Origin of the sequence: Pseudomonas sp. BLCC-B112, from assembly GCF_028550695.1 — a bacterium.
Classification (GTDB): domain Bacteria; phylum Pseudomonadota; class Gammaproteobacteria; order Pseudomonadales; family Pseudomonadaceae; genus Aquipseudomonas; species Aquipseudomonas danubii.
Genome location: NZ_JAQQGK010000004.1, coordinates 169,882 through 188,386 on the forward strand (window position 1 = coordinate 169,882; position 18,505 = coordinate 188,386).

Annotated in this window: 22 protein-coding genes; 7 read left to right on the forward strand and 15 right to left on the reverse strand. The window is 64.9% G+C overall.

Annotated features, from left to right (window positions below):
• Position 1: 1 nt before the first annotated feature.
• Positions 2–1,141: a UDP-4-amino-4-deoxy-L-arabinose aminotransferase gene (gene arnB / locus PQT43_RS12220; protein WP_267268217.1), complete on the reverse strand. Its 1,140-nt coding sequence runs from the start codon at positions 1,139–1,141 to the stop codon at positions 2–4.
• A 477-nt stretch (positions 1,142–1,618) separates the two neighbouring features.
• Between arnB and PQT43_RS12225 the strand changes: the two genes are divergently transcribed.
• Positions 1,619–2,563 (forward strand): site-specific integrase, encoded by a 945-nt coding sequence (locus PQT43_RS12225; RefSeq protein WP_267268216.1) that lies wholly within the window; start codon positions 1,619–1,621, stop codon positions 2,561–2,563.
• An 11-nt stretch (positions 2,564–2,574) separates the two neighbouring features.
• Here PQT43_RS12225 and PQT43_RS12230 read toward each other — a convergent pair whose 3' ends face one another.
• Positions 2,575–2,787: a FecR/PupR family sigma factor regulator gene (locus PQT43_RS12230; RefSeq protein WP_110651786.1), complete on the reverse strand. Its 213-nt coding sequence runs from the start codon at positions 2,785–2,787 to the stop codon at positions 2,575–2,577.
• Positions 2,788–3,011: 224 nt separating this feature from the next.
• Here PQT43_RS12230 and PQT43_RS12235 point away from each other — a divergent pair, with 224 nt between their 5' ends.
• Both PQT43_RS12235 and PQT43_RS12240 read left to right on the forward strand, forming a co-directional pair.
• Positions 3,012–3,467 carry a glucosaminidase domain-containing protein gene (locus PQT43_RS12235; protein WP_242553852.1) on the forward strand — a complete coding sequence of 152 codons (456 nt, stop codon included), beginning with the start codon at positions 3,012–3,014 and terminating at the stop codon, positions 3,465–3,467.
• A complete protein-coding gene (locus PQT43_RS12240; RefSeq protein ID WP_272753985.1) occupies positions 3,461–3,931 on the forward strand; it encodes a hypothetical protein in 471 nt (156 codons plus the stop codon). The genes PQT43_RS12235 and PQT43_RS12240 overlap by 7 nt, the downstream gene beginning before the upstream one ends.
• A gap of 18 nt (positions 3,932–3,949) precedes the next feature.
• Here PQT43_RS12240 and PQT43_RS12245 read toward each other — a convergent pair whose 3' ends face one another.
• From PQT43_RS12245 to PQT43_RS12265, 5 genes are all read right to left on the reverse strand, one after another.
• Positions 3,950–4,192, reverse strand: coding sequence for a hypothetical protein (locus tag PQT43_RS12245; RefSeq protein ID WP_267268214.1), 243 nt, complete (start codon positions 4,190–4,192; stop codon positions 3,950–3,952).
• Positions 4,189–4,779 (reverse strand): AzlC family ABC transporter permease, encoded by a 591-nt coding sequence (locus tag PQT43_RS12250; protein ID WP_272753986.1) that lies wholly within the window; start codon positions 4,777–4,779, stop codon positions 4,189–4,191. The genes PQT43_RS12245 and PQT43_RS12250 overlap by 4 nt, the downstream gene beginning before the upstream one ends.
• Positions 4,780–4,892: 113 nt before the next feature.
• Entirely contained in the window at positions 4,893–5,363 is a 471-nt protein-coding gene (locus PQT43_RS12255) for a sn-glycerol-3-phosphate transporter (protein WP_123390800.1), read from the reverse strand.
• A gap of 90 nt (positions 5,364–5,453) precedes the next feature.
• Complete coding sequence (locus PQT43_RS12260; protein WP_272753987.1) at positions 5,454–6,932, reverse strand: alpha/beta hydrolase; 1,479 nt, start codon at positions 6,930–6,932, stop codon at positions 5,454–5,456.
• The gene (locus PQT43_RS12265) at positions 6,929–7,606 is read right to left on the reverse strand and encodes a helix-turn-helix transcriptional regulator (protein WP_272753988.1); all 678 of its coding nucleotides are present in this window, start codon (positions 7,604–7,606) and stop codon (positions 6,929–6,931) included. Before PQT43_RS12265 ends, PQT43_RS12260 begins: the two co-directional genes overlap by 4 nt.
• Before the next feature lie 214 nt (positions 7,607–7,820).
• Between PQT43_RS12265 and PQT43_RS12270 the strand changes: the two genes are divergently transcribed.
• From PQT43_RS12270 to PQT43_RS12280, 3 genes are all read left to right on the forward strand, one after another.
• Positions 7,821–9,236 (forward strand): MFS transporter, encoded by a 1,416-nt coding sequence (locus PQT43_RS12270; protein ID WP_267268211.1) that lies wholly within the window; start codon positions 7,821–7,823, stop codon positions 9,234–9,236.
• Positions 9,237–9,272: 36 nt separating this feature from the next.
• A complete protein-coding gene (locus PQT43_RS12275) occupies positions 9,273–10,613 on the forward strand; it encodes a DUF6687 family protein (protein WP_267268210.1) in 1,341 nt (446 codons plus the stop codon).
• 80 nt (positions 10,614–10,693) lie between these two features.
• Positions 10,694–11,311, forward strand: coding sequence for a class I SAM-dependent methyltransferase (locus tag PQT43_RS12280; RefSeq protein ID WP_213666390.1), 618 nt, complete (start codon positions 10,694–10,696; stop codon positions 11,309–11,311).
• A 108-nt stretch (positions 11,312–11,419) separates the two neighbouring features.
• Here the strand turns inward: PQT43_RS12280 and PQT43_RS12285 are convergent, their stop codons facing one another.
• The 5 genes from PQT43_RS12285 to PQT43_RS12305 all read right to left on the reverse strand — a co-directional run bounded on the left by PQT43_RS12285 (position 11,420) and on the right by PQT43_RS12305 (position 14,870).
• Positions 11,420–11,899, reverse strand: coding sequence for a copper chaperone PCu(A)C (locus PQT43_RS12285; RefSeq protein ID WP_267268209.1), 480 nt, complete (start codon positions 11,897–11,899; stop codon positions 11,420–11,422).
• Entirely contained in the window at positions 11,899–12,504 is a 606-nt protein-coding gene (locus PQT43_RS12290) for an SCO family protein (RefSeq protein WP_102880055.1), read from the reverse strand. Before PQT43_RS12290 ends, PQT43_RS12285 begins: the two co-directional genes overlap by 1 nt.
• Positions 12,505–12,732: 228 nt before the next feature.
• Positions 12,733–13,149: an NUDIX hydrolase gene (locus tag PQT43_RS12295; RefSeq protein WP_170005055.1), complete on the reverse strand. Its 417-nt coding sequence runs from the start codon at positions 13,147–13,149 to the stop codon at positions 12,733–12,735.
• A gap of 190 nt (positions 13,150–13,339) precedes the next feature.
• Positions 13,340–13,975: a LysE family translocator gene (locus tag PQT43_RS12300; protein WP_220039253.1), complete on the reverse strand. Its 636-nt coding sequence runs from the start codon at positions 13,973–13,975 to the stop codon at positions 13,340–13,342.
• Positions 13,976–14,060: 85 nt separating this feature from the next.
• Positions 14,061–14,870, reverse strand: a complete 810-nt coding sequence (locus PQT43_RS12305) for an AraC family transcriptional regulator (protein ID WP_272753990.1) — start codon at positions 14,868–14,870, stop codon at positions 14,061–14,063.
• A gap of 164 nt (positions 14,871–15,034) precedes the next feature.
• Here PQT43_RS12305 and PQT43_RS12310 point away from each other — a divergent pair, with 164 nt between their 5' ends.
• Positions 15,035–15,859 (forward strand): enoyl-CoA hydratase/isomerase family protein, encoded by an 825-nt coding sequence (locus PQT43_RS12310; RefSeq protein WP_221812222.1) that lies wholly within the window; start codon positions 15,035–15,037, stop codon positions 15,857–15,859.
• A 20-nt stretch (positions 15,860–15,879) separates the two neighbouring features.
• Here the strand turns inward: PQT43_RS12310 and PQT43_RS12315 are convergent, their stop codons facing one another.
• From PQT43_RS12315 to PQT43_RS12325, 3 genes are read right to left on the reverse strand one after another with little or no spacing between them, the layout of a single operon-like run.
• Positions 15,880–17,112 carry a hypothetical protein gene (locus tag PQT43_RS12315; protein WP_272753991.1) on the reverse strand — a complete coding sequence of 411 codons (1,233 nt, stop codon included), beginning with the start codon at positions 17,110–17,112 and terminating at the stop codon, positions 15,880–15,882.
• On the reverse strand, positions 17,109–18,107 hold the full coding sequence (locus PQT43_RS12320; RefSeq protein ID WP_272753992.1) for a DegT/DnrJ/EryC1/StrS family aminotransferase: 999 nt from the start codon (positions 18,105–18,107) through the stop codon (positions 17,109–17,111). Before PQT43_RS12320 ends, PQT43_RS12315 begins: the two co-directional genes overlap by 4 nt.
• Positions 18,098–18,490 (reverse strand): hypothetical protein, encoded by a 393-nt coding sequence (locus PQT43_RS12325; protein ID WP_272753993.1) that lies wholly within the window; start codon positions 18,488–18,490, stop codon positions 18,098–18,100. The genes PQT43_RS12320 and PQT43_RS12325 overlap by 10 nt, the downstream gene beginning before the upstream one ends.
• Positions 18,491–18,505 lie beyond the last annotated feature (15 nt).

The following is an 18,505-nucleotide window of genomic DNA, read 5'->3' on the forward strand; positions in this document are numbered from 1 at the left end:
TTCAGTCCAGGAGGTTGGCAATGGCATCGGAGACCCGTTCGACATCGTCGAGGGTCATGTCCGGGAACAGTGGGATCGAGCATAGACGCGCCGAGTTCCATTCGGTGTGTGGCAGCCGCACATCGGCGAAGCGCTGTCGATAATAGGTATGCAGGTGAGTGGCGATGAAGTGGATGCCGGTGCCGATGTTCTGCTCCTGCAGGCCCTTCATGAAGGCTTCACGGTCCAGGCCGCAGCGTTCGGCGTCGATGCGCAGGATGAACAGGTGCCAGGCGTGCTGCTGCGGGTACTGGGGCAGGTGCAGGGGTTGTACCGGCAGGCCTTTGAGGCGCTGCAGGTAAGCCTTGGCCAGCACTTCGCGCTTGGCGTTGATGTCGTCCAGGCGCTGCAGCTGTACCAGGGCGATGGCGGCGTTGATGTCCGCCAGGTTGTACTTGAATCCGGGCTCGATCACTTGGGCCTGGGGCTTGCGACCGTGGGTCAGGCGATCGTAGGCGTCCACCCCCAGACCGTGGAACTTGAGCATGCGCACCCGGTCGGCCAGGGCTTGGTCGTCGCTGACGAACATCGCACCTTCGGCGCAGGTCATGTTCTTGATGGCATGGAAGGAAAAGATCGCCGTGCCCCGCGCGCCGATGGCGCGGCCGCGATAGGTGGTGCCGGCAGCGTGGGCGGCGTCTTCGATCACCGGGATGCCGTGTTTGTCCGCCAGGGCGTACAGCGGGTTCAGGTCGAAGGCGGCGCCGGCGTAGTGCACCGGGATGATGGCCTTGGTCCGTGGCGTAATGGCCGCCTCGATGGTGGCGGCGTCGCTCATCAGGGTGTCGGGATCGACATCGACGAATACCGGGGTCGCCCCCAGCAGGCAGATCATGTTGGCGGTGGAGACCCAGGTCTGCGACGGGGTGATGACTTCATCCCCCGGACCGATGCCCAGGGCCAGCAGGGTGATGTGCATGGCGCCGGTGGCCGACGACAGGGCCACGGCGTGGCGGGCGCCAACGCGGTCGGCGAATTGCTGTTCAAGTTCCTGGTTTTTCGGGCCGGTGGTGATCCAGCCGGAGCGCAGAACCTGCTCCACTGCAGCTATCTCTTCGTCGCCGATACTCGGGCGCGAGAAAGGAAGGAAAGCCTGGTTCATGGTTACCTCGGGTTTAGCTGATACCGGAAATACGGGGTGATGCGAACGAACGATTGATGGAGCGCGGGGGAGGTCATGCAGTCATCAAGGCTCATCCAGTTATTGGGCCGGGGTGGCGATCCGTGCAGCGTTTGAGTAAAGAAGGTGTTTGTTAAAAGTAAATGCAGATCAAGGTGTTATCTTGACAACCTGAGAAAGCACTGCGTTCGGCAGGAGGCTTGTTGGTGGCTGAGATTAAGCGGAAAAATGTGAAACGAATATGAAAAATAGGGCAAAAGTCCGTTTTTCTGCGGGCCAGACAGCTAGTGTTCAGTTTGCTGTCAAGGTTGTAGTGCGGCGGGGTGCCGGCAGCCATTTCAAGGGCTTGAAGAAGCACTTTAAGGAGCGCTTGCAGGAGGCTTTGAACGGTGTCTTGAACTTGGCCATGAACGGCGCAGGGAACTGCGCTCCGGCATCGTCTTTGCCTTCGGGGGGAGCATGACTTCGCAGGAACAACCGGCCGTTGCCGACAACGCGCACAAGGCCAACCCGTTGCGCCTGTACCTGGCCCGTCTGGCGCCCTCCAGCCAGTCGACCCTGCGTTACGTGCTGCAGGACGCCGCCGATCGCCTGGGGTATGACGAACTCAACCTTGAGGACATCCCCTGGCACCACCTGCAACCCGAGCAGGTGACGGCCCTGGTGGCCACATTGCGCCGTGACGGCTATGCCCCGAATACCTCGTCGCTGTACGTCAATGCCCTGCGCGGGGTGATGAACGAAGCCTGGCGCAGCAGTCTGATCAGCCAGGACCATCTGCTGAAAATGCGCTCGGTCAAGGCCATGGGCGGTACACGCCTGTCCCGGGGGCGCAATCTCAAGCGTGGGCTGATCCAGGACCTGATGGCGGTGTGTGCCGCCGACCCGCGGCCCCAGGGCGTGCGCGACGCGGCAATCATCGCGGTGCTCTACGGCTCGGGCATGCGCAAGTCCGAATCGGTGAACCTGGACCTGGCCCAGGTGGACTTCGTCCAGCGCAGCCTGCAGGTGCTGGCCAAGGGCAACAAACAACTGATCAAGTACGCCCCGGCCTGGGCCTTCGACAAGCTCCAGGACTGGCTGGACCTGCGTCGCGCAGACTTGCCGGCAGGCCTTGAGGACGACGCTTTCCTGTTCAACCGGATCCGTCGCGGTGGTCATATCACCCGTGAACGCATCAGCAAGCACGCCATCTACTACATCGCCCGCCAGCGGGGCGCCCAGGTTGGCGTGCGCATCATGCCCCACGACTTTCGTCGTTCGTTCATTACCCGGGTGATCGAGGAACATGACCTGTCGATCGCCCAGAAGCTGGCGCACCACACCAATATCCAGACCACCGCCAGCTATGACATGCGTGATGACAATGAACGACGCCGGGCCATCGACCGCTTTGACCTGTGAGTGTCAGCCGTTCAATAGGTCGGCCCGGAAGGGGCCAGATGCCCGGTCAGGTCCCAGGCCTCGAGCATTTTGGCGTACTCAAAGGCGTGGCTTGGGTCACTCTGCAGCCAGTCTTCGAACGCCTGGCGTTCATCCAGGCTGCAATCGGCCTCACGCAGGCGGATGCACCAGTGGGCGGCCTGCATCATCAAGTATTCATCTGCTTCGCTGGCAGGACTGTTCATCGTGCGGTCCTTGTTCAAAGTGGCGCCGCTCATGAGGAACAGGCGCGGCACGTAGAAATCACTTGCAATCTAGAGTGTATAACGAGAAAAAAGCGTCAATTTTTTGCGTGAAATCAGTCATTGGTATCGGTGCGCAGGCCTGAGGCAAGGCCTGGATGCTGCTCTATAATCGGCATGTTTCACCTGTGGCAAATGGAATCGACCAGTCAAATGAGGGAGCAATCGTGAGCGCCAAACTGTGCAACAACACCAATGCCGTGACCTTTGTCAGCAAATACAAGGCAGCCTGCCAGCCGATCGCCGATCAACTGGACCTGCCGGTGGAAAACATCCTTGGCCTGGCGGCCCAGGAGAGCCAGTACGGCGCCGGACGTATTGCCCGCGAGCTCAATAACTATTTCTCCTTGCATGCCCCGGCGCCCCTGCAGAGCGGGGCCGAGGCGCCTCAGGGCAACGCCAACATCAAGGTGGCGAAGTTCGACTCGTTCCAGAAGTGTGCCCAGTCCTTCGCCTTGCGCTATGGCTCGTCGGTGCGCAGCAAGCGCGACCCCATGGAGTTCGCCCAGGCCCTGGTGCGCAGCGGCTACAACAGTGGCGACGCGGCCTCCGGTGGCCGCAACGGTTTTGCCGAGTACCTGGCGAAGATCATTGTCGCGGTCAGAGGGCGCATGGCGTGCTGAGAAAAAAACCCCACGCATGGCTGCTGGGCCTGCCCCTGGTCTGCGCGGCACTCGTCGCCTGTGCCGGTGCAGTGCTGCAGCCGGATGAGGTCAAGGCCACGGGCCTGACCCGCGAGCAGGCCCAGGAAGTGCTGCTGGTAGCCTTGAAGCATCAGGACTATCAACTGAGCAAACCCGGGGTCTTTGTCGATGGTGACCTGCAGGACGACAGCGGCCAGCCGCCGCATCCGGGCTACTTCGACTTCAGCCTCGGCTACAACGATCCCAAGGCCGGCGCCACTGAGTACTGGGGGCTGTTCTCGGTGAGCACCGCCACCGGCGATGTCTGGGAAATCAACAGCTGCAAGCGTCTGGACGGCAGTGAGTTGCGGGCCTTGCAGGGGCAGATCATGGCCCGTACCGGCAAGACCCTGGCGGATGAAGAGCCCCAGCGCCAGGGACTGGGGTGCGAGGATCAACCATAGTCCCGAAACCGGCCTGCATCAGGCCGCAGCGCTCAGGTGCAGGACCGTAAAATAGGCCGCCGTGCCAATTGCCGCGGTGCTGATCAGGCCCAGGCTGTTGCTCAGGGCAATGAGCCCCACCAGCAACAGGGACACCGAGGCTGCCAGGGGCTCGCGGCTCATCTCGCTGAAGGCGATGTACACCGCGAAGTTGATGAACACCGCCACCGGCAGCACCTGCTCCAGGCAACGCTGCAGGCCGGGTTGCAGGCGGATGCTCACGGTTCGTGCGCCAGGCTCAAGCGGCTGCGCAACTGCGCCAGCGACAGGTACATCAGCACCACGCTGGCCGGGTAGCCCAGGTTGACCTCGGTGCCGATCCACTGCAGCGGCAGCCATTTGCCCAGCCATGCCCCCAGCACCCCGGCCAGTGCCCAGGTCAGGAAGATCGTTGCGCGTATCACCAGCACCGTGACCGGATTGTCCCGTTCGTGCTCGGTGGCGTAGGCCTCGTCCCCCAGCATATGGGCCGCCCCGGCCTTTTGCAGGAACCCCCGGGGCAACCGTGGGCTGGAGGTGAAGGCAATGGGCAGGTAACGGCTGTTGATCGAAGCCGAGACCAGCAACAGGGTGAAGAACCCGGCTCCCGACTGAGCCAGGGGCAGGGCGGCGAACTGACCGCTGCCGGTGAATCCCAGCAGCCCCACCAGTGCCACCTCCAGCAGTGACCAGTCGGCGCGACCTGCCAGCAGGCCGAACAGCATGCTCACCGGGACAATGGCCAGCGCGGCCGGGGCCACCCTGCGCAGAGCACCTGACGTGCTTTGTGCGAACGGCATCTGTTGCTCGACCTGCATAGGTTTCCTCACCTTTTGCTCATTACCGAGGCAAAGACCCGGAGCGGCGCCCCAGTCATTGGTCGATGGAGTCTAGGAAAGGCAGCGAGACAGCGTCTTGTACGATTGTGCGAGTTTGCCGGCGCTCAGAAGCGGTAGCCGACGTTGACCATCACTGCGGCAGCGCCCAGCACCACCAGCTCGGTGCCCACCGGTCCGTAGTGCACGCCCACCGCCGGAATCAGCACCGGCGCCACGCCAAAGTGGTTCAACGGGATCTTGTCCTTGTAGTCGCCCTTGTAGCCCTGGATCAGGCCGCCGCTGAGCTTGGCGTAGACCGGCCAGTCGGCGTGTTCCCAGGCCTTGCCCAGGTACGCGTAGTAGGAGCGCTGGGAGAAGGAGTTGCGAAAGGTGCTCACGCCCCACAATTGACCGTCGGCGTAGTTGCGCTCCAGGCCGATCAGATCCTGGTGGTTGTTGTGGTCGGGATCGTTGCTCCAGTGGTTGGTGTAGACGCTGGTCTGCACGTACCAGTAGTCCTGTTGCGCGGCGGCTTGCAGCGTCTGGCTGGCGGCGGCCAGCAGCAGGGCCAGGCCCGCGACTTGGGTTCGAAGCATTGCTTTCATCAGGGTTCCCTGCCATCGCGGCAGTCGTGCCCCCTCGGAAATCAAGGGGAAAAAAGGGGGCAGACGCTAACATCCAGCTATTCAGCGAATCAATGATTGAACTGTTGCTTGATCTATATCGGCTTCGATGCGCTGGATCAGGTAGGGGAAGAACGGGTTGGCGGTCAGGCGCATCAGCTCCTCCATGGGCACCACCAGCACGCCGCGTTCACCGCGGGCGGCGATGGTGCCCAGGTGCACGCCAAAGTCTTCACGGGGGGTGGGCTGGGTCCCGTACAAACCGTCGTCCACTGGGAACGGCAAGGCCACGTGGGACAAGGAAAACACCCCCGCCGGATAGGCCAGGTCCAGGGGCCGTCGCTGGCTGTCCAGGCTCAAGGCGGGGGTGCTGACTTCGGCCAGGGCCGCGCCGCCGCTGCCTTCATTGGTCAGCACCCGGGTGCTGTAGTTGCGCGGCGGTGCCGGCAGCAGGCTGGCCAGGGAGGTGAGGCTGGCGGGGTCCAGCAGGCCTTCGAAGTCCCGGTCCCGGTTGAGGTCGAAAATCACCAGTTCACTGCCGTTGGCCGGCAGTTGCCGGTACAGGCCGGTGACCAGGGCGGGGGTACTGACTGTGGCATCGGTCAGTGACTGGAAGCTGAGGATCGGTGGCAACCGGTTCAGGCGCGGGTCGCCCACCAGGGCCAGCAACTGGCTTTGCAGGGCATCGGTCAGCAGCCACGACTGGCGCGCGGCATTGACCGGAAACGAGTTGTACTTGAACGGGTTGTACTCAGGGCGCAGGTTCAGCCAGGCCGCCTTGCTGAAGGCCGGAAACACCGCCGGCCAGCCGGCCACACCGGCAAAGCGCGCCGACGGGGCCACGCCGATCATCGGCGAAATCAGTACCAGGCGCTGGGCCTGGGGCCACTGCGGATTGTCCAGGGCGTCCAGGGCGTACTTGACCGCCAGGGCACCACCGTTGGAGTAACCGACGACATGCAAGGGCGCAGGCGCCGGGACTTCGGCCCGAGCGGCACGCAGGGCCAGGCGGGTAGCGGCCAGCCAGTCCTGCCAGTGGGCGTCGGTCAGGCCGGCCGGCACCGTGCCGTGGCCGGGCAGGCGCAGGCCGATGGCCAGGTAACCGTGCTCGACGTAGCGCCGGGCAACGTGGCGCAAGCTGTAGGGCGAGTCGGTCAAACCATGCAGCAGCACCACCACGCCTCGTGGCGTGCCTGAGGGCCGCAGCAGGTAGGAGCGGTTCCAGTCGGTGGCAAAGCGGGGCGGGTAGACCCGGCTGTCCACGCGATAACGGTTGAAGGGCGGGACCTGGGTCGGGTCCAGGCGGTCGCTGACTTCATGCCGGACTTCGGCAAACAAACGCTCCTCGGCCTGCATCCAGGCCGCCCAATCGGCGCGATCGATCTGTTCGATGCTCAGTTCATGGGGCACCCGCAGGTGCCAGGGTTGCAGCGCCGGCCCCCGCTCGCTGTCGTAGGCACGCCAGGCCAGCAGGGTGAGTGCGGCAACGCCGAGGATCAGCGCGCCACCCTTGAGCAGGCGCGACAGGGTCGGGGCGATCACGGGCGGGGACTCGGCTGGAGGGCGCTGATGCGATAAACGCAGCGTCGATCGCCAGTGATCAGGTGCTCCACGCGCTGCACCTGCCCAAGGTCGCCAATGGCGGCCTGGAACACTTGCAGTTCGGAGCGGCAGAAACCCTGGCACTGCTGGGCCGCGACACAGATCGGACAGTGACTCTCGATCAACAGCCAGCCCTCGCCGTCGGCCTCGACACTGGCCATGTAGCCGGCGACTTCACGGATCTGCGCCAGGGCCCGGACCCGTTCTTCCAGGGTCGGTAGCGGGGCGCAGACGTCGAGGTACTGCGCGGTGTTGACCCGCTCCATATCAGTGACGATGCGTTCCACGCCGTCGGCCCCATAGACCGCGCGAATCGAATCGATCAGTTGCAGGGTCAGGTGGGCATGGGTGTCGGGAAAACGGGCCTGGGCCTGCTCGGTCAACACCCATTTCTGCGACGGACGCCCGGCGCCCTGGGCCGCCATCATCTGCCCGGCGATCAGTTCAGCGTCCAGCAGTTTCTGTAGCTGCTGGCGGGTGGCTTCCAGGGACACCTTGAGCAGCGGGGCCAGGTCGGCGGTTTTCAAGGGGCCGCGGGTTTTCAGCAGAAACAGAATTCGCTCGGCGGTGGCTCCGGGGTTCTTTTTCTCGGCAGGGGAGGATATCGAGGACATGCTGGGCCATTAACCAATGCGCAAGTGGGGTATCAAGGGCGTGCAGGACGCTGCTAACCGCGCAAGCATAACAGGCTCCGGCCAAGGGGCCCGGCGATTGTCGCGCTTTGAACGGCGGATTGGGCAAGAGAGCGAGGCGATGAAAAATTAATTATCAAAGTAATTGCTTGTGTAATACAGTGCGGCTTTATCGAACACCCTAAGGGAGCAAGGCATGGCTTCGACAAGCGGATGGTCAGCACTGTTACTGGGCAAGAACGGACTGCGCTCGGCAGCCCTGGCCGGTGGCGTGGCGCTGCATGCAATCAATGTGTACCTGGTCACCACGCTGTTGCCTTCGGTGGTCAAGGATATCGGCGGCCTGGACTACTACGCCTGGAATACCACCTTGTTCGTGGTGGCCTCGATCATAGGTTCGGTGCTGTCCACCCGGGCCCTGGGGATACTGGGGCCGAAGCTCGCCTATGCCCTGGCCGGCCTGGTGTTCATGCTCGGTTGCGGCCTGTGTGCCCTGGCCCCGGACATGGGCTGGCTGATCATCGGGCGCAGTGTCCAGGGCCTGGGCGGAGGGCTGCTGTTCGCCTTGCCCTACGCGATGATCCGCCTGGTGTTCGACGAGCCGCTATGGCCCCGGGCGATGGCGCTGATTTCCGCCATGTGGGGCGCGGCCACCCTGATCGGCCCAGCCGTGGGCGGGGTCTTCGCCGAACACGGCGCCTGGCGTGCGGCGTTCTGGGTGCTGCTGCCCTGCACCTTGCTGTTCATGCTGCTGGCGATCGCCCTGTTACCGGGCAAAAGCCGCGAAACGGCGCCCCGCAGCCCCATTCCCGGGCTGCAACTGGTGTTGCTGACCGCGGTGGTGCTGGCGATCTCCATTGGCAGCATCACACCTTCGCCCGGGTACAACGCGCTGGGCCTGAGCGTCGGTCTGGGCCTGTTGCTGCTGGTGGTGGTGCTGGAGAACCGCTCCGGCAAACGTCTCTTGCCCCGCGACAGCCTGAAGTCCGGTAGCCCCTTGCTGGCGCTGTACCTCTCCATGGCGCTGCTGGTGGTGGGCATGACCAGCGAGGTCTTTGTTCCGCTGTTCCTGCAAGAACTGCATCAGCAGACGCCCTTGCTGGCGGGTTACATCGCCGCGCTGATGGCGGCCGGCTGGACCCTGGGGGCGATCTTCAGCTCTGGCCTGAGCCCCCGGGGCGCGGCCCGGGCCATCGCCAGCGGGCCGTTTCTGGTGGTGGCCGGCCTGCTCCTGGCCTGTCTGTTCATGCCTGCCACGGCCACGCCGCTCCTGAGCCTGGGGGCGGTGTGCCTGGCCATGTTGCTGGTGGGCACAGGGATCGGCCTGGCGTGGCCCCATCTGTTGTCCCGAGTCCTGGAAAACGCGGCCGATGACCAGAAGGAGCTGGCGGGCGCTTCGATCACCACGGTGCAACTGGTGGCCACGGCCCTGGGCGCGGCGCTGGCGGGGATGATTGTCAACCTGGCCGGACTCAGCTCCAGCGCCGGTGTTGCCGGTACGGCCCAGGCCGCGGGCTGGCTGTTCGGTCTCTACGCCGGGGTATCGGCCCTGCTGTTTATCAGCATGCGTCAGGTCCGGCGCCACCATACCCGGGCGCTGGCCGAGGCCTGAGGCCTGCCTGACTCATCACTCTCTAAGGACATACAGATGAACAGCCTCAATACCGCTTGCCAGGAACAGGGCTTCCTTTTCGATCCGGGAGTCGCCCCATTGTTCGCGCACCTGGACCTTCGTCTGCTGGGGGGACGCGCCATCGGCATTGCCGACAATCAGTTCACCGATCTGCTCAGCGTCCTTGGCGGCCCGGGCTGCGGGGTGTGCAATGGCAACCCCCGGGACCTGCGCCGGGAGAACCTGCGCCAGTTCAGCTATCGCCTGGACGGTTCGGGCGAACTCAGCAGCGCAACGCCGGCGCTGCGGGAGCTGCCCCGGCAGTTGCATCAGCGACCGGCGCCCGGCGCCGGCGAAGCGCCGCTGGAGCTTGGCTTGCAACCCTGGCGCCTGGGGCCCCACAGCCCCTATGGATTCCTGCCCCTGGGCCAGACCCGCAGACGGTCCAATATCTCCCTGGATTCCATCGACAATCCGGCCACCGTGCTGACCCTGTCCCATTGGCCGGCCAACAAGACTCCCAGCGCCTACAAGGCCAACCTGTCCACCACCAGCGCCCTGATCTTTCTCCAGCAGGGGCTGAGGGTGGAACAGGCGCAGGTGATCACCAGCGATCATTTCGATCTTGACGGGCTGGCCTCGGTCTACGCCTTCCTGGCCCCCGAGCAGGCCCTGCGGCACCGTCAATCGCTGATCGATATCGCACGACTCGGCGACTTCACCCGGGGCACTTCGCCCCAGGCCCTGCACTGCGCCTTTACCCTGCATGCCCTGGCCGCCCGAGTGCGCAGCCACAGCCAGGGCGGCAACGACCGGCAACTCATGGCGCGTTTCACCGCACTGCTGCCGCAACTGGCCGATGTGCTGGATAACACCCGGCGTTACGCCGAGCTGTACGACCCGGCCATGCAGGAGCTGCAGCGCAGCACGGCGCTGGTGGAGCATCCCGCCACACGGATCGAAGAGTACCCGGACATCGATCTGGCGATCTTTCGCCTGCCTGACGGCGCATGGCAGGGCGAGGGCGAGTACTTCGGCCTGTCGCCGGTGGCGTTGCACAATCGCAGCCGCTGCGCGGTGCTGGCCATCGTCAATCAGGGGCGTATCGAAATCCGCCAGCGTTATGAAAGCTGGGTCGAGCGCAGCAGCGGCATTCCCCGGGCCCGTCGGGACCTGGCGATCTTCGCCCGGGCCTTGCAGGAAACGGAGCGCACTCCTGGGCAGTGGCACTACGACGGGGTGCAGGCAATCATGCCGGGCCTGAGGTTTGTCGCCGACCGGCCCAGCAGCCACTCCAGCGACAAGTTGCTGGCCGAACTGCGTCAGTTCCTCGGTCAGGCCCCGGTGGCCTGGGATGCCAACGGCCAGGCCACATAACGCAGCACCGCCAACTTCGCTTTGCCTGGCGCCCTTGTGCTGTAATTCGCGGCCACCGAACAGCACAAGGAAGCCTGTGGATGCACGAATCCGCCCGTCACATCGTCGATCTGTATCAGCGTCATGCCCAGGCTTGGGACCGGGCGCGCCGGGCCAACACCCAGGCGTTTCACAGCGAACAAGCCTGGTTCGAACGCTTTCGCCAGGTCATGGGGTCTGGCCGACAGGTACTGGACCTGGGGTGCGGCGGTGGCGAGCCGGTAGCGCGCTATCTGCTCGAACATGGATACGCGGTCACTGGCGTCGACAGCAGCGCTGCCTTGCTGGATCAGTGTCGCCAGCGCTTTCCCCAACAGCAGTGGATCAACGCCGACATGCGCGGTCTGGCCCTGGACCAGGACTTTGCCGGCATTCTGGCCTGGAACAGCCTGTTCCACCTGAGCCCGGACGATCAGCGCGCCATGTTCGCCGTGTTCGAACGCCATGCCGGCCCGGGCTGCGCCCTGATGTTCACCAGCGGACCTGCAGCAGGGGAGGCCATCGGCGAGTTCGAAGGCGAGGCCCTGTACCACGCGAGCCTGGACCCGGGGGAATACTGCACCTTGCTCGATACCCACGGTTTCGAGGTGGTGCAGCAGGTCAGTGAAGACCCGGAGTGCTGCGGGCTGACGGTGTGGTTGGCGCGGGGGATTTACTGAGGCTCAAGTCGCCCCGTCTCTTGGCAAGGTGCGGGGCAAAAAAAAGCCGGTTTCTGCTGAACAGAAACCGGCTTTTTCAGATCTTTGGAGCGCTGTCGTTTACCGCACTCAGTGCTTCATCATGCTGTGATCCGGCGCATCCAGCGCCCGGGCCTCGGCTTGAACCTTGATCGACTGCTTCTCGCCCTTGGCGTTTTCCACGATCAAGGTCAGCGGCACCTTGTCACCCACCTTGATCTGGCCGGTCAGCTCCATGAGCATCACGTGATAGCCGTGGCTGTCCAGGCTGACTTTCTTCCCGGCCGGCAGGGCCAAGGCGTCCACTTGCTGCATGCTCATCACGTCGTTGTGCATGCTCGACTGATGGATCTGCACGTTCTTGGCCACGGGCGATTGCACTTCAACCAGCTTGCTGTCGCTGCTGGCGGTGAGGTCCATGAAGGCGCCGCTGGCGTGCTGGCCAGGGACGGTGGCGCGGACCCAGGCGTTGTCCACCTGGGTCGCGGCGCTGGCGGTGCCGGCCAGGCCCAGCAGGGAGAGCAGCAGCAGGGCGGATTGAATCCGGGATGGGCGACGTTGCGAGTTCATTAACAGACCTCCATGACGGTGAGCAGATCTTCCGCGCACTCTTGGGCGTTGAGGGACTGGGACAGACCCAGGCGCAAGGTGCCCCGGGAGTCGTAGACGAAACTGGTGGCGGTGTGGGACAGGGTGTAGGTCGAACCGCTGGGGATCTTTTCGTAGAACACGCCAAATTCCTTGGCGGTGGCCGCGGTTTCTTCCAGGGTGCCGTAAAGCGCCTCGAAGCTCGGGTCGAAGGCTTTGACGTAGGCGTCCAGCACCTCGGGCGTGTCGCGCTCGGGGTCCAGGGTGATGAACACCACTTTCAGGCGGTCGCCGTCGCGGCCCATGAGTTTCTTGGCCTGGGCGGCGCGGGCCAGGGTAGTGGGGCAGACCGCCGGGCACTGGGTGAAGCCGAAGAAGATCATCGGCATCAGGCCACGGTAGCTGGACAGCGACTTGGTTTCGCCCTGGGAATCGGTGAGTTTGAAGGTGCGGCCGAGAATCTGATTGCTCAGGTCCTTGCCATATTTGAAGGACAGTCGGGGACTGTTGTCGCAACCGGCGAGCAGGCCCAGGCCAAGCACCCCGGCGCTGGTAAGCAGGGTGCGGCGAGTCAGCAAAACACTCATGAAATAACGCCCTTTGAACAGCCAGACAGGCAAAAACCCGCGCATGGTAGCAAACAGACGAAAGCAGCGGCGGGCTAATTAGACCAATGCCTGCGGCCATCGGTCGCAGTCTGGGTTGTGGATTGAGCCGGACTCACGGCCAAGTGTCGAACGCTGCCCGGAGGCGGGTCCTGCTGTTGCAGCCATGCCCCGGACGATCAACCTCTGGGCCTTGGGTGATATGCGCGTTCAATCTTCCAGCGCCGCGATCTGCACCAGCGCCCGCACGGCGGCGCGGGTGGCCAGGGTCAGGGGCTTGGGCAACCGGTCCAGCTCGAACCAGGCGATGTCGCTGTGCTTGTGCGGCTCGTTGTTACGCGGCGCCATGGCCGGGGCGGAGGCCAGGTACACCGGGCAAACCCAATGTTCCTGCCGTTCGGGATCGATCTGGTCCGCCACGCATAACAGGCTGACGCCTTGCAGGGTCAGTCCGAGTGCTTCGAGGATTTCACGGCGCATGGCCTGCTCCACCGGCTCCAGCCAATCGACCTTGCCTCCGGGCAATCCCCAGCAACCGGCCTCGGGGTCCCGCAGGCGCTTGACCAGCAGTAACTGGCCATCGCGGACGATAGCGGCGCCGCATCCCAGGCGAGGCTGTTGTGACATGGCTGTACTCCTGTGCGTTGGGGAGAAGGGCAAGGCCCGTGGTCCTGCCCGGCAGCTGATGTGCGCTTCGCACACTATCGACTGTCAAGGATGACAACCGCGTGTTGCTTTGTTGTTTATTTGTAACTTTCAACGTGCAGGACGGCCGTCGATTCAATGCTCGGTTTAGAACCTGACTCAAGTGCCCGGCTCAGTGGCGCAACAGGGTGGCCGCGATCACAGCCAGTGCCATGAGGATCAGGATCACCCCGGTGATTCGTTCCAGCCAGGGCAGGGCGCGGGAGAAGCGCTGCCGTACCCGGCCATTGCCAATGGCCAGCGCCACCAACACATCCCACAGCAAGACCACGCTGAACATCCATACGCCATAGACCAGCTTCCAGGCGGTGCTGGTCTGGGCGCCCACCAGGGACGCCAGGCTGACATAGAACAGGGCGTTCTTCGGGTTGAGCAGGCCCGAAAGCAGGCCCGCGCCCAGGCCGCGCCACCAGGTGGCCCGGTGCAGCGCCCGGCTGTCGCCCTGGGCATCCACCGCAGCCAGGGAACTGGTGCCAGCGTGACGGATGAACAACCAGCCCAGGTAAAGCAGGTAGCCACAACCGGCCAGTTGGATCGCCAGGAACAGCCAGCTGTCGGGGCGCAATACCGAGACCCCGCCAAAGGCCAGGACAATGAACAGACCGTTGGCCAGGGCGATGCCCAGGCAGGCGCCGGTGGCCGGTTTCCAGCCGCTGGCCATGGACAGGCGCGCCACCAGGAAAAAGTCCGGCCCGGGGGAGAGCAGGGCGAGAAAATGCGCGGCGGCGATCAGCAGGAACTGTTGAATCATGAAGGCAGACTTCCAGAGGCGAGAAGGGGCTGGAAGTCTGCCGGGCGTCAGCGCTGGGGTATTGAAGAAAATTGCGCGGCCTTCAGCGCTTGTACAAACCCGGGGTGACCCCGACATGGGCCTTGAACACCCGCTGGAAGTGCGCCTGATCGGCAAAGCCCAAACGCTGGGCCAGGGCCGCCGGGGCCTCGCCGGCCTGCAGCGAGGTGCGGGCCTGGATGATGCGCTGGTTCAATTGGTAGGCGTGGGGCGTCATTCCGGTGGCGGCGCGAAAGGCCCGGATCAGTTGGTAGCGGCTGAGGCCCGCCAGCGTTGCCAGGCGCTGCAGCGGGTGAGCCTGTTGCGCCTCCTGTTGCAGAAATTGCATGACCCGCCGGACCCCGGCGCCGGCCAGGCCCGGATCGGCGGCCAGGGCAATCACCGGCTGCCCCTGCAGCGGAAAGTCGCCAATGAACTCGATCAGCGCTGCTTCCTTGTCTTGCCAACTGGCGGTGGAGAACAGCAGGTCGTTGAGGCGGCAAAAGCGCTGGTACAGATCCCCGTCGTGACTCAACAGCACCTGGCCAGGCGCCAATGCCGCCTGCTGCTGTGCTTCCAGGCGCACGCCTTCGACCCAGCGCGGCTCCAGGTGCAGCATCTGGTAGCTCCAGGCCGTGTCGGGCTGGGGATTGCAGGCATGGGCGCAATGGGCCGGGACGAACACCACGCTGCCGGCCTGGATCAGGGTGGGCCCCTCGGCGCCGCCAGTGAACAGGCTGACGCCACGGTCCACGGCGCCGATGGACACTGTCGGGTGGCTGTGGGCCCTGTAGTTGGCGCGGCTGTCACAGGCTCGGCGGCTTTCTACGTAAGGCAGGTTCGGGTCGCGCCAGAATTGCGCTGAAGGCGTCATGCTGCAGCTCTGCGGTCAGGGGACGGATGAGCAGGCTAACAGGGGCGATTGCAAGGGTGCCAGTTCGAGCTGAGCGCGGATGCCGGACGGGAGCGCTCGCCAGGGCTGCCTATACTGCACTCGGGTTTCGCTCAACCGCGCCACGACCTGCAACAGGAGCTGCCATGAACTTCAAGGAAATCGCCTACGAGCAGCACGGACCCGTAGTGGTCATCCGCTTCAATCGCCCCGAGCAGCGCAACTGCATCGGCCCTGTGACCCACCTTGAATTGATCGACGCCTGGACGCGTTTTCGCGACGACGACACGGCCCTGGTAGCGATCATTACCGGCACCGGCGACCGGGCCTTTTGTGCCGGCGGCGACCTCAAGGCCGCCGCGCAACTGGTGCCGTCGAGCGCCGAGGAAATGGCCGCCCATGATCGTGGCGAACGTCCCGGAATCATCGGCCCCAGCCGTTGGGTCGACGTCTATAAACCGGTGATCGCCGCCGTCAATGGCGTGGCCTATGCCGGTGGCCTGGAGTGGGCCTGTTTTGCCGATATGCGCATTGCCGAAGAGCATGCCTCGTTCGGCGTCACCTGCCGCCGCTGGAACATCGGCCTGGCGGACGGTGGCACCCAGCGCCTGCCGCGGATTGTCGGCATGGGCCGGGCCATGGAACTGATTCTGACCGGCAAGGTGATTGATGCCCAAGAGGCCTACCGCATCGGCCTGGTCAACGAAATAGTGCCCAGCGGGCGCTCCCTCAAGCGCGCGCTGGAACTGGCCCAGGTGCTGGCCGGACTGCCGCAACCGGCGATGCGCTCGGACAAGGAAGCGGCCATCCGGGGATACGGATTGCCCTTGGCCGAAGGCTTGAAGATAGAAGCCCAGTGCTTCAATCGCTCGATCCACGCCCCTGAAACCCAGGAAGGACTGCGCCGCTTCATCGAGCGCGATCACCCTGATCGTGGGGGCCGACCCGCGACGGGCATACGCAGGGACTGAGCCTCATCCAGCTCCGCAATTCAGGCCGGACCGCGCAATGGTTGGCAGGCTTCCGCCAGGGCGGCGCGCAACGCCTGGCACAGACGCTGGGGTTCGCCGCCCTGGCGAAACCCCTCGACCTGGCGTTGCAGTTCGGCGAAACACCGGCCCTCGGCACTGCGTGCCAGGCTCAGGCGCGGATCGGGCTGGACGTAGCGCGGATCGTCCGGCGCCAGGTACAGGCCGTTGAGGTTCTGGTAATCGGCGTCGATCCAGGCGTACAGGTGATGTTCGAAACGCTCGGCAAACCGATAGCGGCCAAAGTCCATCACCTGCAGTTGCAACGGCGCCACGCTGGACACCCCCGCCAGTTGCACATTGACCCCATCGATCAGTAACGGCGCACCCCGGTTGGCGCTCAACAGGCGGTGCAGCGTCTCGGCCACCTGAGCACTGACCGCCAGCCTTTGCTCATCGCGCCTGACTTGCAGTTCGCCGTTCTCCTGGCACAGGTGAAAGCGCACCGCGCCGCAGCTGCTGGCGGTCAAGCCATAACGCCGCAGCAGAAGCTCGGCCTGCATCAGGGCCCCGGCCAGTTCGGGGCCCTGCCAGTAGCGCTGCCACTGGCAGCGCGGACGGGTGCAGGCCCGACGCAACAGCAGCACCGCCGGTTCCGCCGCACGCCCGTCATGCCACAAGGCATCGAAGCCCAGGTCGATCAGGGCATAGGCCGGCAATGGCGTGATCGCCGCGCCGGCGTGGCTCATGGCGGCGAACACCAGGTGCTCCATCAGCACTTCATGCACCGCCTCGGCCAGGGTCAGCAAGCCGTTGGAATGGGGCAACTGCGGGGCTTCGTCCGGCGGCACGCCAATGCCCTTGATGTCGAACAGCACCTGCTCGCTGGCCGGCGCGCACAGCACCGCGGCGCGCCCATAACGCGGCGGACGCCAGCCCGTTACTCGTCGGTCGTCCAGGGCAATCGGGGTGTTGATGCCCTGGGCCGCTGCCTGGCTGGTGGATATATAAGCGGCGTGGTCCAGCAGCCAGCGGTCGATGGCCTCCTTCGTTGCCCCCTCCCAGGGGGCATCGAAGTCGGCGCGCAGCGCCGGGTAGTTGGCGAACAGCACCCGAGCACCGGCCACCCCGAGCAACTGTTCCGTACTCAGCGTCTGACCGCTCTGGGCGTAGTCGGCCAGTCGTTGCACCCGTGGGCCTGCGGCGAAAGGCCGGTTCAGATCGTGCTGGGGTTGCCAGGCGGCGGGACTGTTCATCGAGTGTCTCCGGCCCAGGCATCCAGGCGCCCGGGGTGGTCGAGGGCGGCGATGGGGTCCAGCAGGACCCAGTTGCGGCGCAGTTCCAGGCTGGCTTGCGGCCCCTGGGCCACCTCGCCACGGCCGCGCAGCATGGGCAGTTCCCGCAGCGCGCCGGCCGCCGGGGCGCAGACCCCCAGGGCTTCGGCATGGGGGCTGTGGCGCAGGCGTTCGAACAACTGCGGTTCGCGGGTGCGGATCGCCAGGTATTGACCGTTGGGCAGCGCCGATCCAGCCGCGGTCCAGGGCTCCAGGCCGGCATCGCGCAAGCGCGCCAGCAGCCCGGGCATCTGCTGCCGCAGGCGCTGGCTGCGGGCCTGGGCCCTGGCGACGGCTGGCATCAGCGCCGGCAGGGCATGAATCGACAGGGCCGGGCTCAAGGCCGGGCGTGCGCGGGAACGCTGGCCCGGCGACCAGACGTCGATATCGCCATCCACCGCGAGGTCACCGAACAGCGCGCCACCGCCGCCAATGTCCAGGGCCTTGCCGTGGCCCAGGGAGGTGACCACCAGCGATGCGCCGGGACAGCACAGATCCCAGGCACCAGCGCTGTCTTCGATGATGGGCAGGCGCGGGCCCAGCAACTGGCGCAAGGCCGGGATGTCGCAAGGCAAGCCGTATTGATGGACCGCGATCACCGCGTCCAGGCCATGGATATGGGGCGCCAGCGCCTCGCTGCTGAGCAGCAGGTCGGCGGCGTTTTCGATAATCACCGGTATCGCGCCGGCATTGAGGACGGCGGCCACCACTTGATGGCAGGTGGCGGCCGGAACCGCGACCCGCCAGGTGCCGGTGACCCCCAGTTGGCGCAACGCCAGTTCCAGCGCCGCGGTGCCGGAGCCGACCAAGGCACCGTGGCGCCGCTGATAAAACTGCGCGAGCCAGGACGAGCACGGCAGCCGATCGGCCTCCCGTGCCCGCCACTGGCCATCGGCAGGACCTGGAACTACTTGCACTTGTCCATGGCGCAAGCGGTGAGGGCTTCGACCTTGCACTTGTCCATGGCACAAGCGGTCAGGGCTTCGACCTTGCACTTGTCCATGGCGCAAGCGGTGAGGGCCTCGGCCCGAGGGCCGCCGATGCGCCAGCTGGTGAACTTGCTTTCCGGCAGCGCACCGCGCTTGACCACATCCAGGTGCAGGGTGCGGGCTTCATGGTCGTTGCATTCGAGCAGGATCTCGTCCTCGGCGACCGCGAAGTGATCGTGCAGCAGGCAGAGTCCGAAGCGATCCAGGTTGCCGTGGCGCTCCAGTAGCTCATGCAGGTCATTGATGAATTGCGCATCAGACACCCCCAGTGGCATGGCTTCGTCAAAGGAGGGATTGGTGTGTCCGTTCATGTGGTGTACTCCAAT

Coding starts and splice junctions, on each gene's coding strand:
- arnB (WP_267268217.1), bottom strand. CDS start 1,141: ATGAACCAGGCTTTCCTTCCTTTCTCGCGCCCGAGTATCGGCGACGAA.
- PQT43_RS12225 (WP_267268216.1), top strand. CDS start 1,619: ATGACTTCGCAGGAACAACCGGCCGTTGCCGACAACGCGCACAAGGCC.
- PQT43_RS12230 (WP_110651786.1), bottom strand. CDS start 2,787: ATGAACAGTCCTGCCAGCGAAGCAGATGAATACTTGATGATGCAGGCC.
- PQT43_RS12255 (WP_123390800.1), bottom strand. CDS start 5,363: ATGCTTCGAACCCAAGTCGCGGGCCTGGCCCTGCTGCTGGCCGCCGCC.
- PQT43_RS12265 (WP_272753988.1), bottom strand. CDS start 7,606: ATGTCCTCGATATCCTCCCCTGCCGAGAAAAAGAACCCCGGAGCCACC.
- PQT43_RS12270 (WP_267268211.1), top strand. CDS start 7,821: ATGGCTTCGACAAGCGGATGGTCAGCACTGTTACTGGGCAAGAACGGA.
- PQT43_RS12275 (WP_267268210.1), top strand. CDS start 9,273: ATGAACAGCCTCAATACCGCTTGCCAGGAACAGGGCTTCCTTTTCGAT.
- PQT43_RS12280 (WP_213666390.1), top strand. CDS start 10,694: ATGCACGAATCCGCCCGTCACATCGTCGATCTGTATCAGCGTCATGCC.
- PQT43_RS12285 (WP_267268209.1), bottom strand. CDS start 11,899: ATGAACTCGCAACGTCGCCCATCCCGGATTCAATCCGCCCTGCTGCTG.
- PQT43_RS12290 (WP_102880055.1), bottom strand. CDS start 12,504: ATGAGTGTTTTGCTGACTCGCCGCACCCTGCTTACCAGCGCCGGGGTG.
- PQT43_RS12295 (WP_170005055.1), bottom strand. CDS start 13,149: ATGTCACAACAGCCTCGCCTGGGATGCGGCGCCGCTATCGTCCGCGAT.
- PQT43_RS12305 (WP_272753990.1), bottom strand. CDS start 14,870: ATGACGCCTTCAGCGCAATTCTGGCGCGACCCGAACCTGCCTTACGTA.
- PQT43_RS12310 (WP_221812222.1), top strand. CDS start 15,035: ATGAACTTCAAGGAAATCGCCTACGAGCAGCACGGACCCGTAGTGGTC.
- PQT43_RS12315 (WP_272753991.1), bottom strand. CDS start 17,112: ATGAACAGTCCCGCCGCCTGGCAACCCCAGCACGATCTGAACCGGCCT.
- PQT43_RS12325 (WP_272753993.1), bottom strand. CDS start 18,490: ATGAACGGACACACCAATCCCTCCTTTGACGAAGCCATGCCACTGGGG.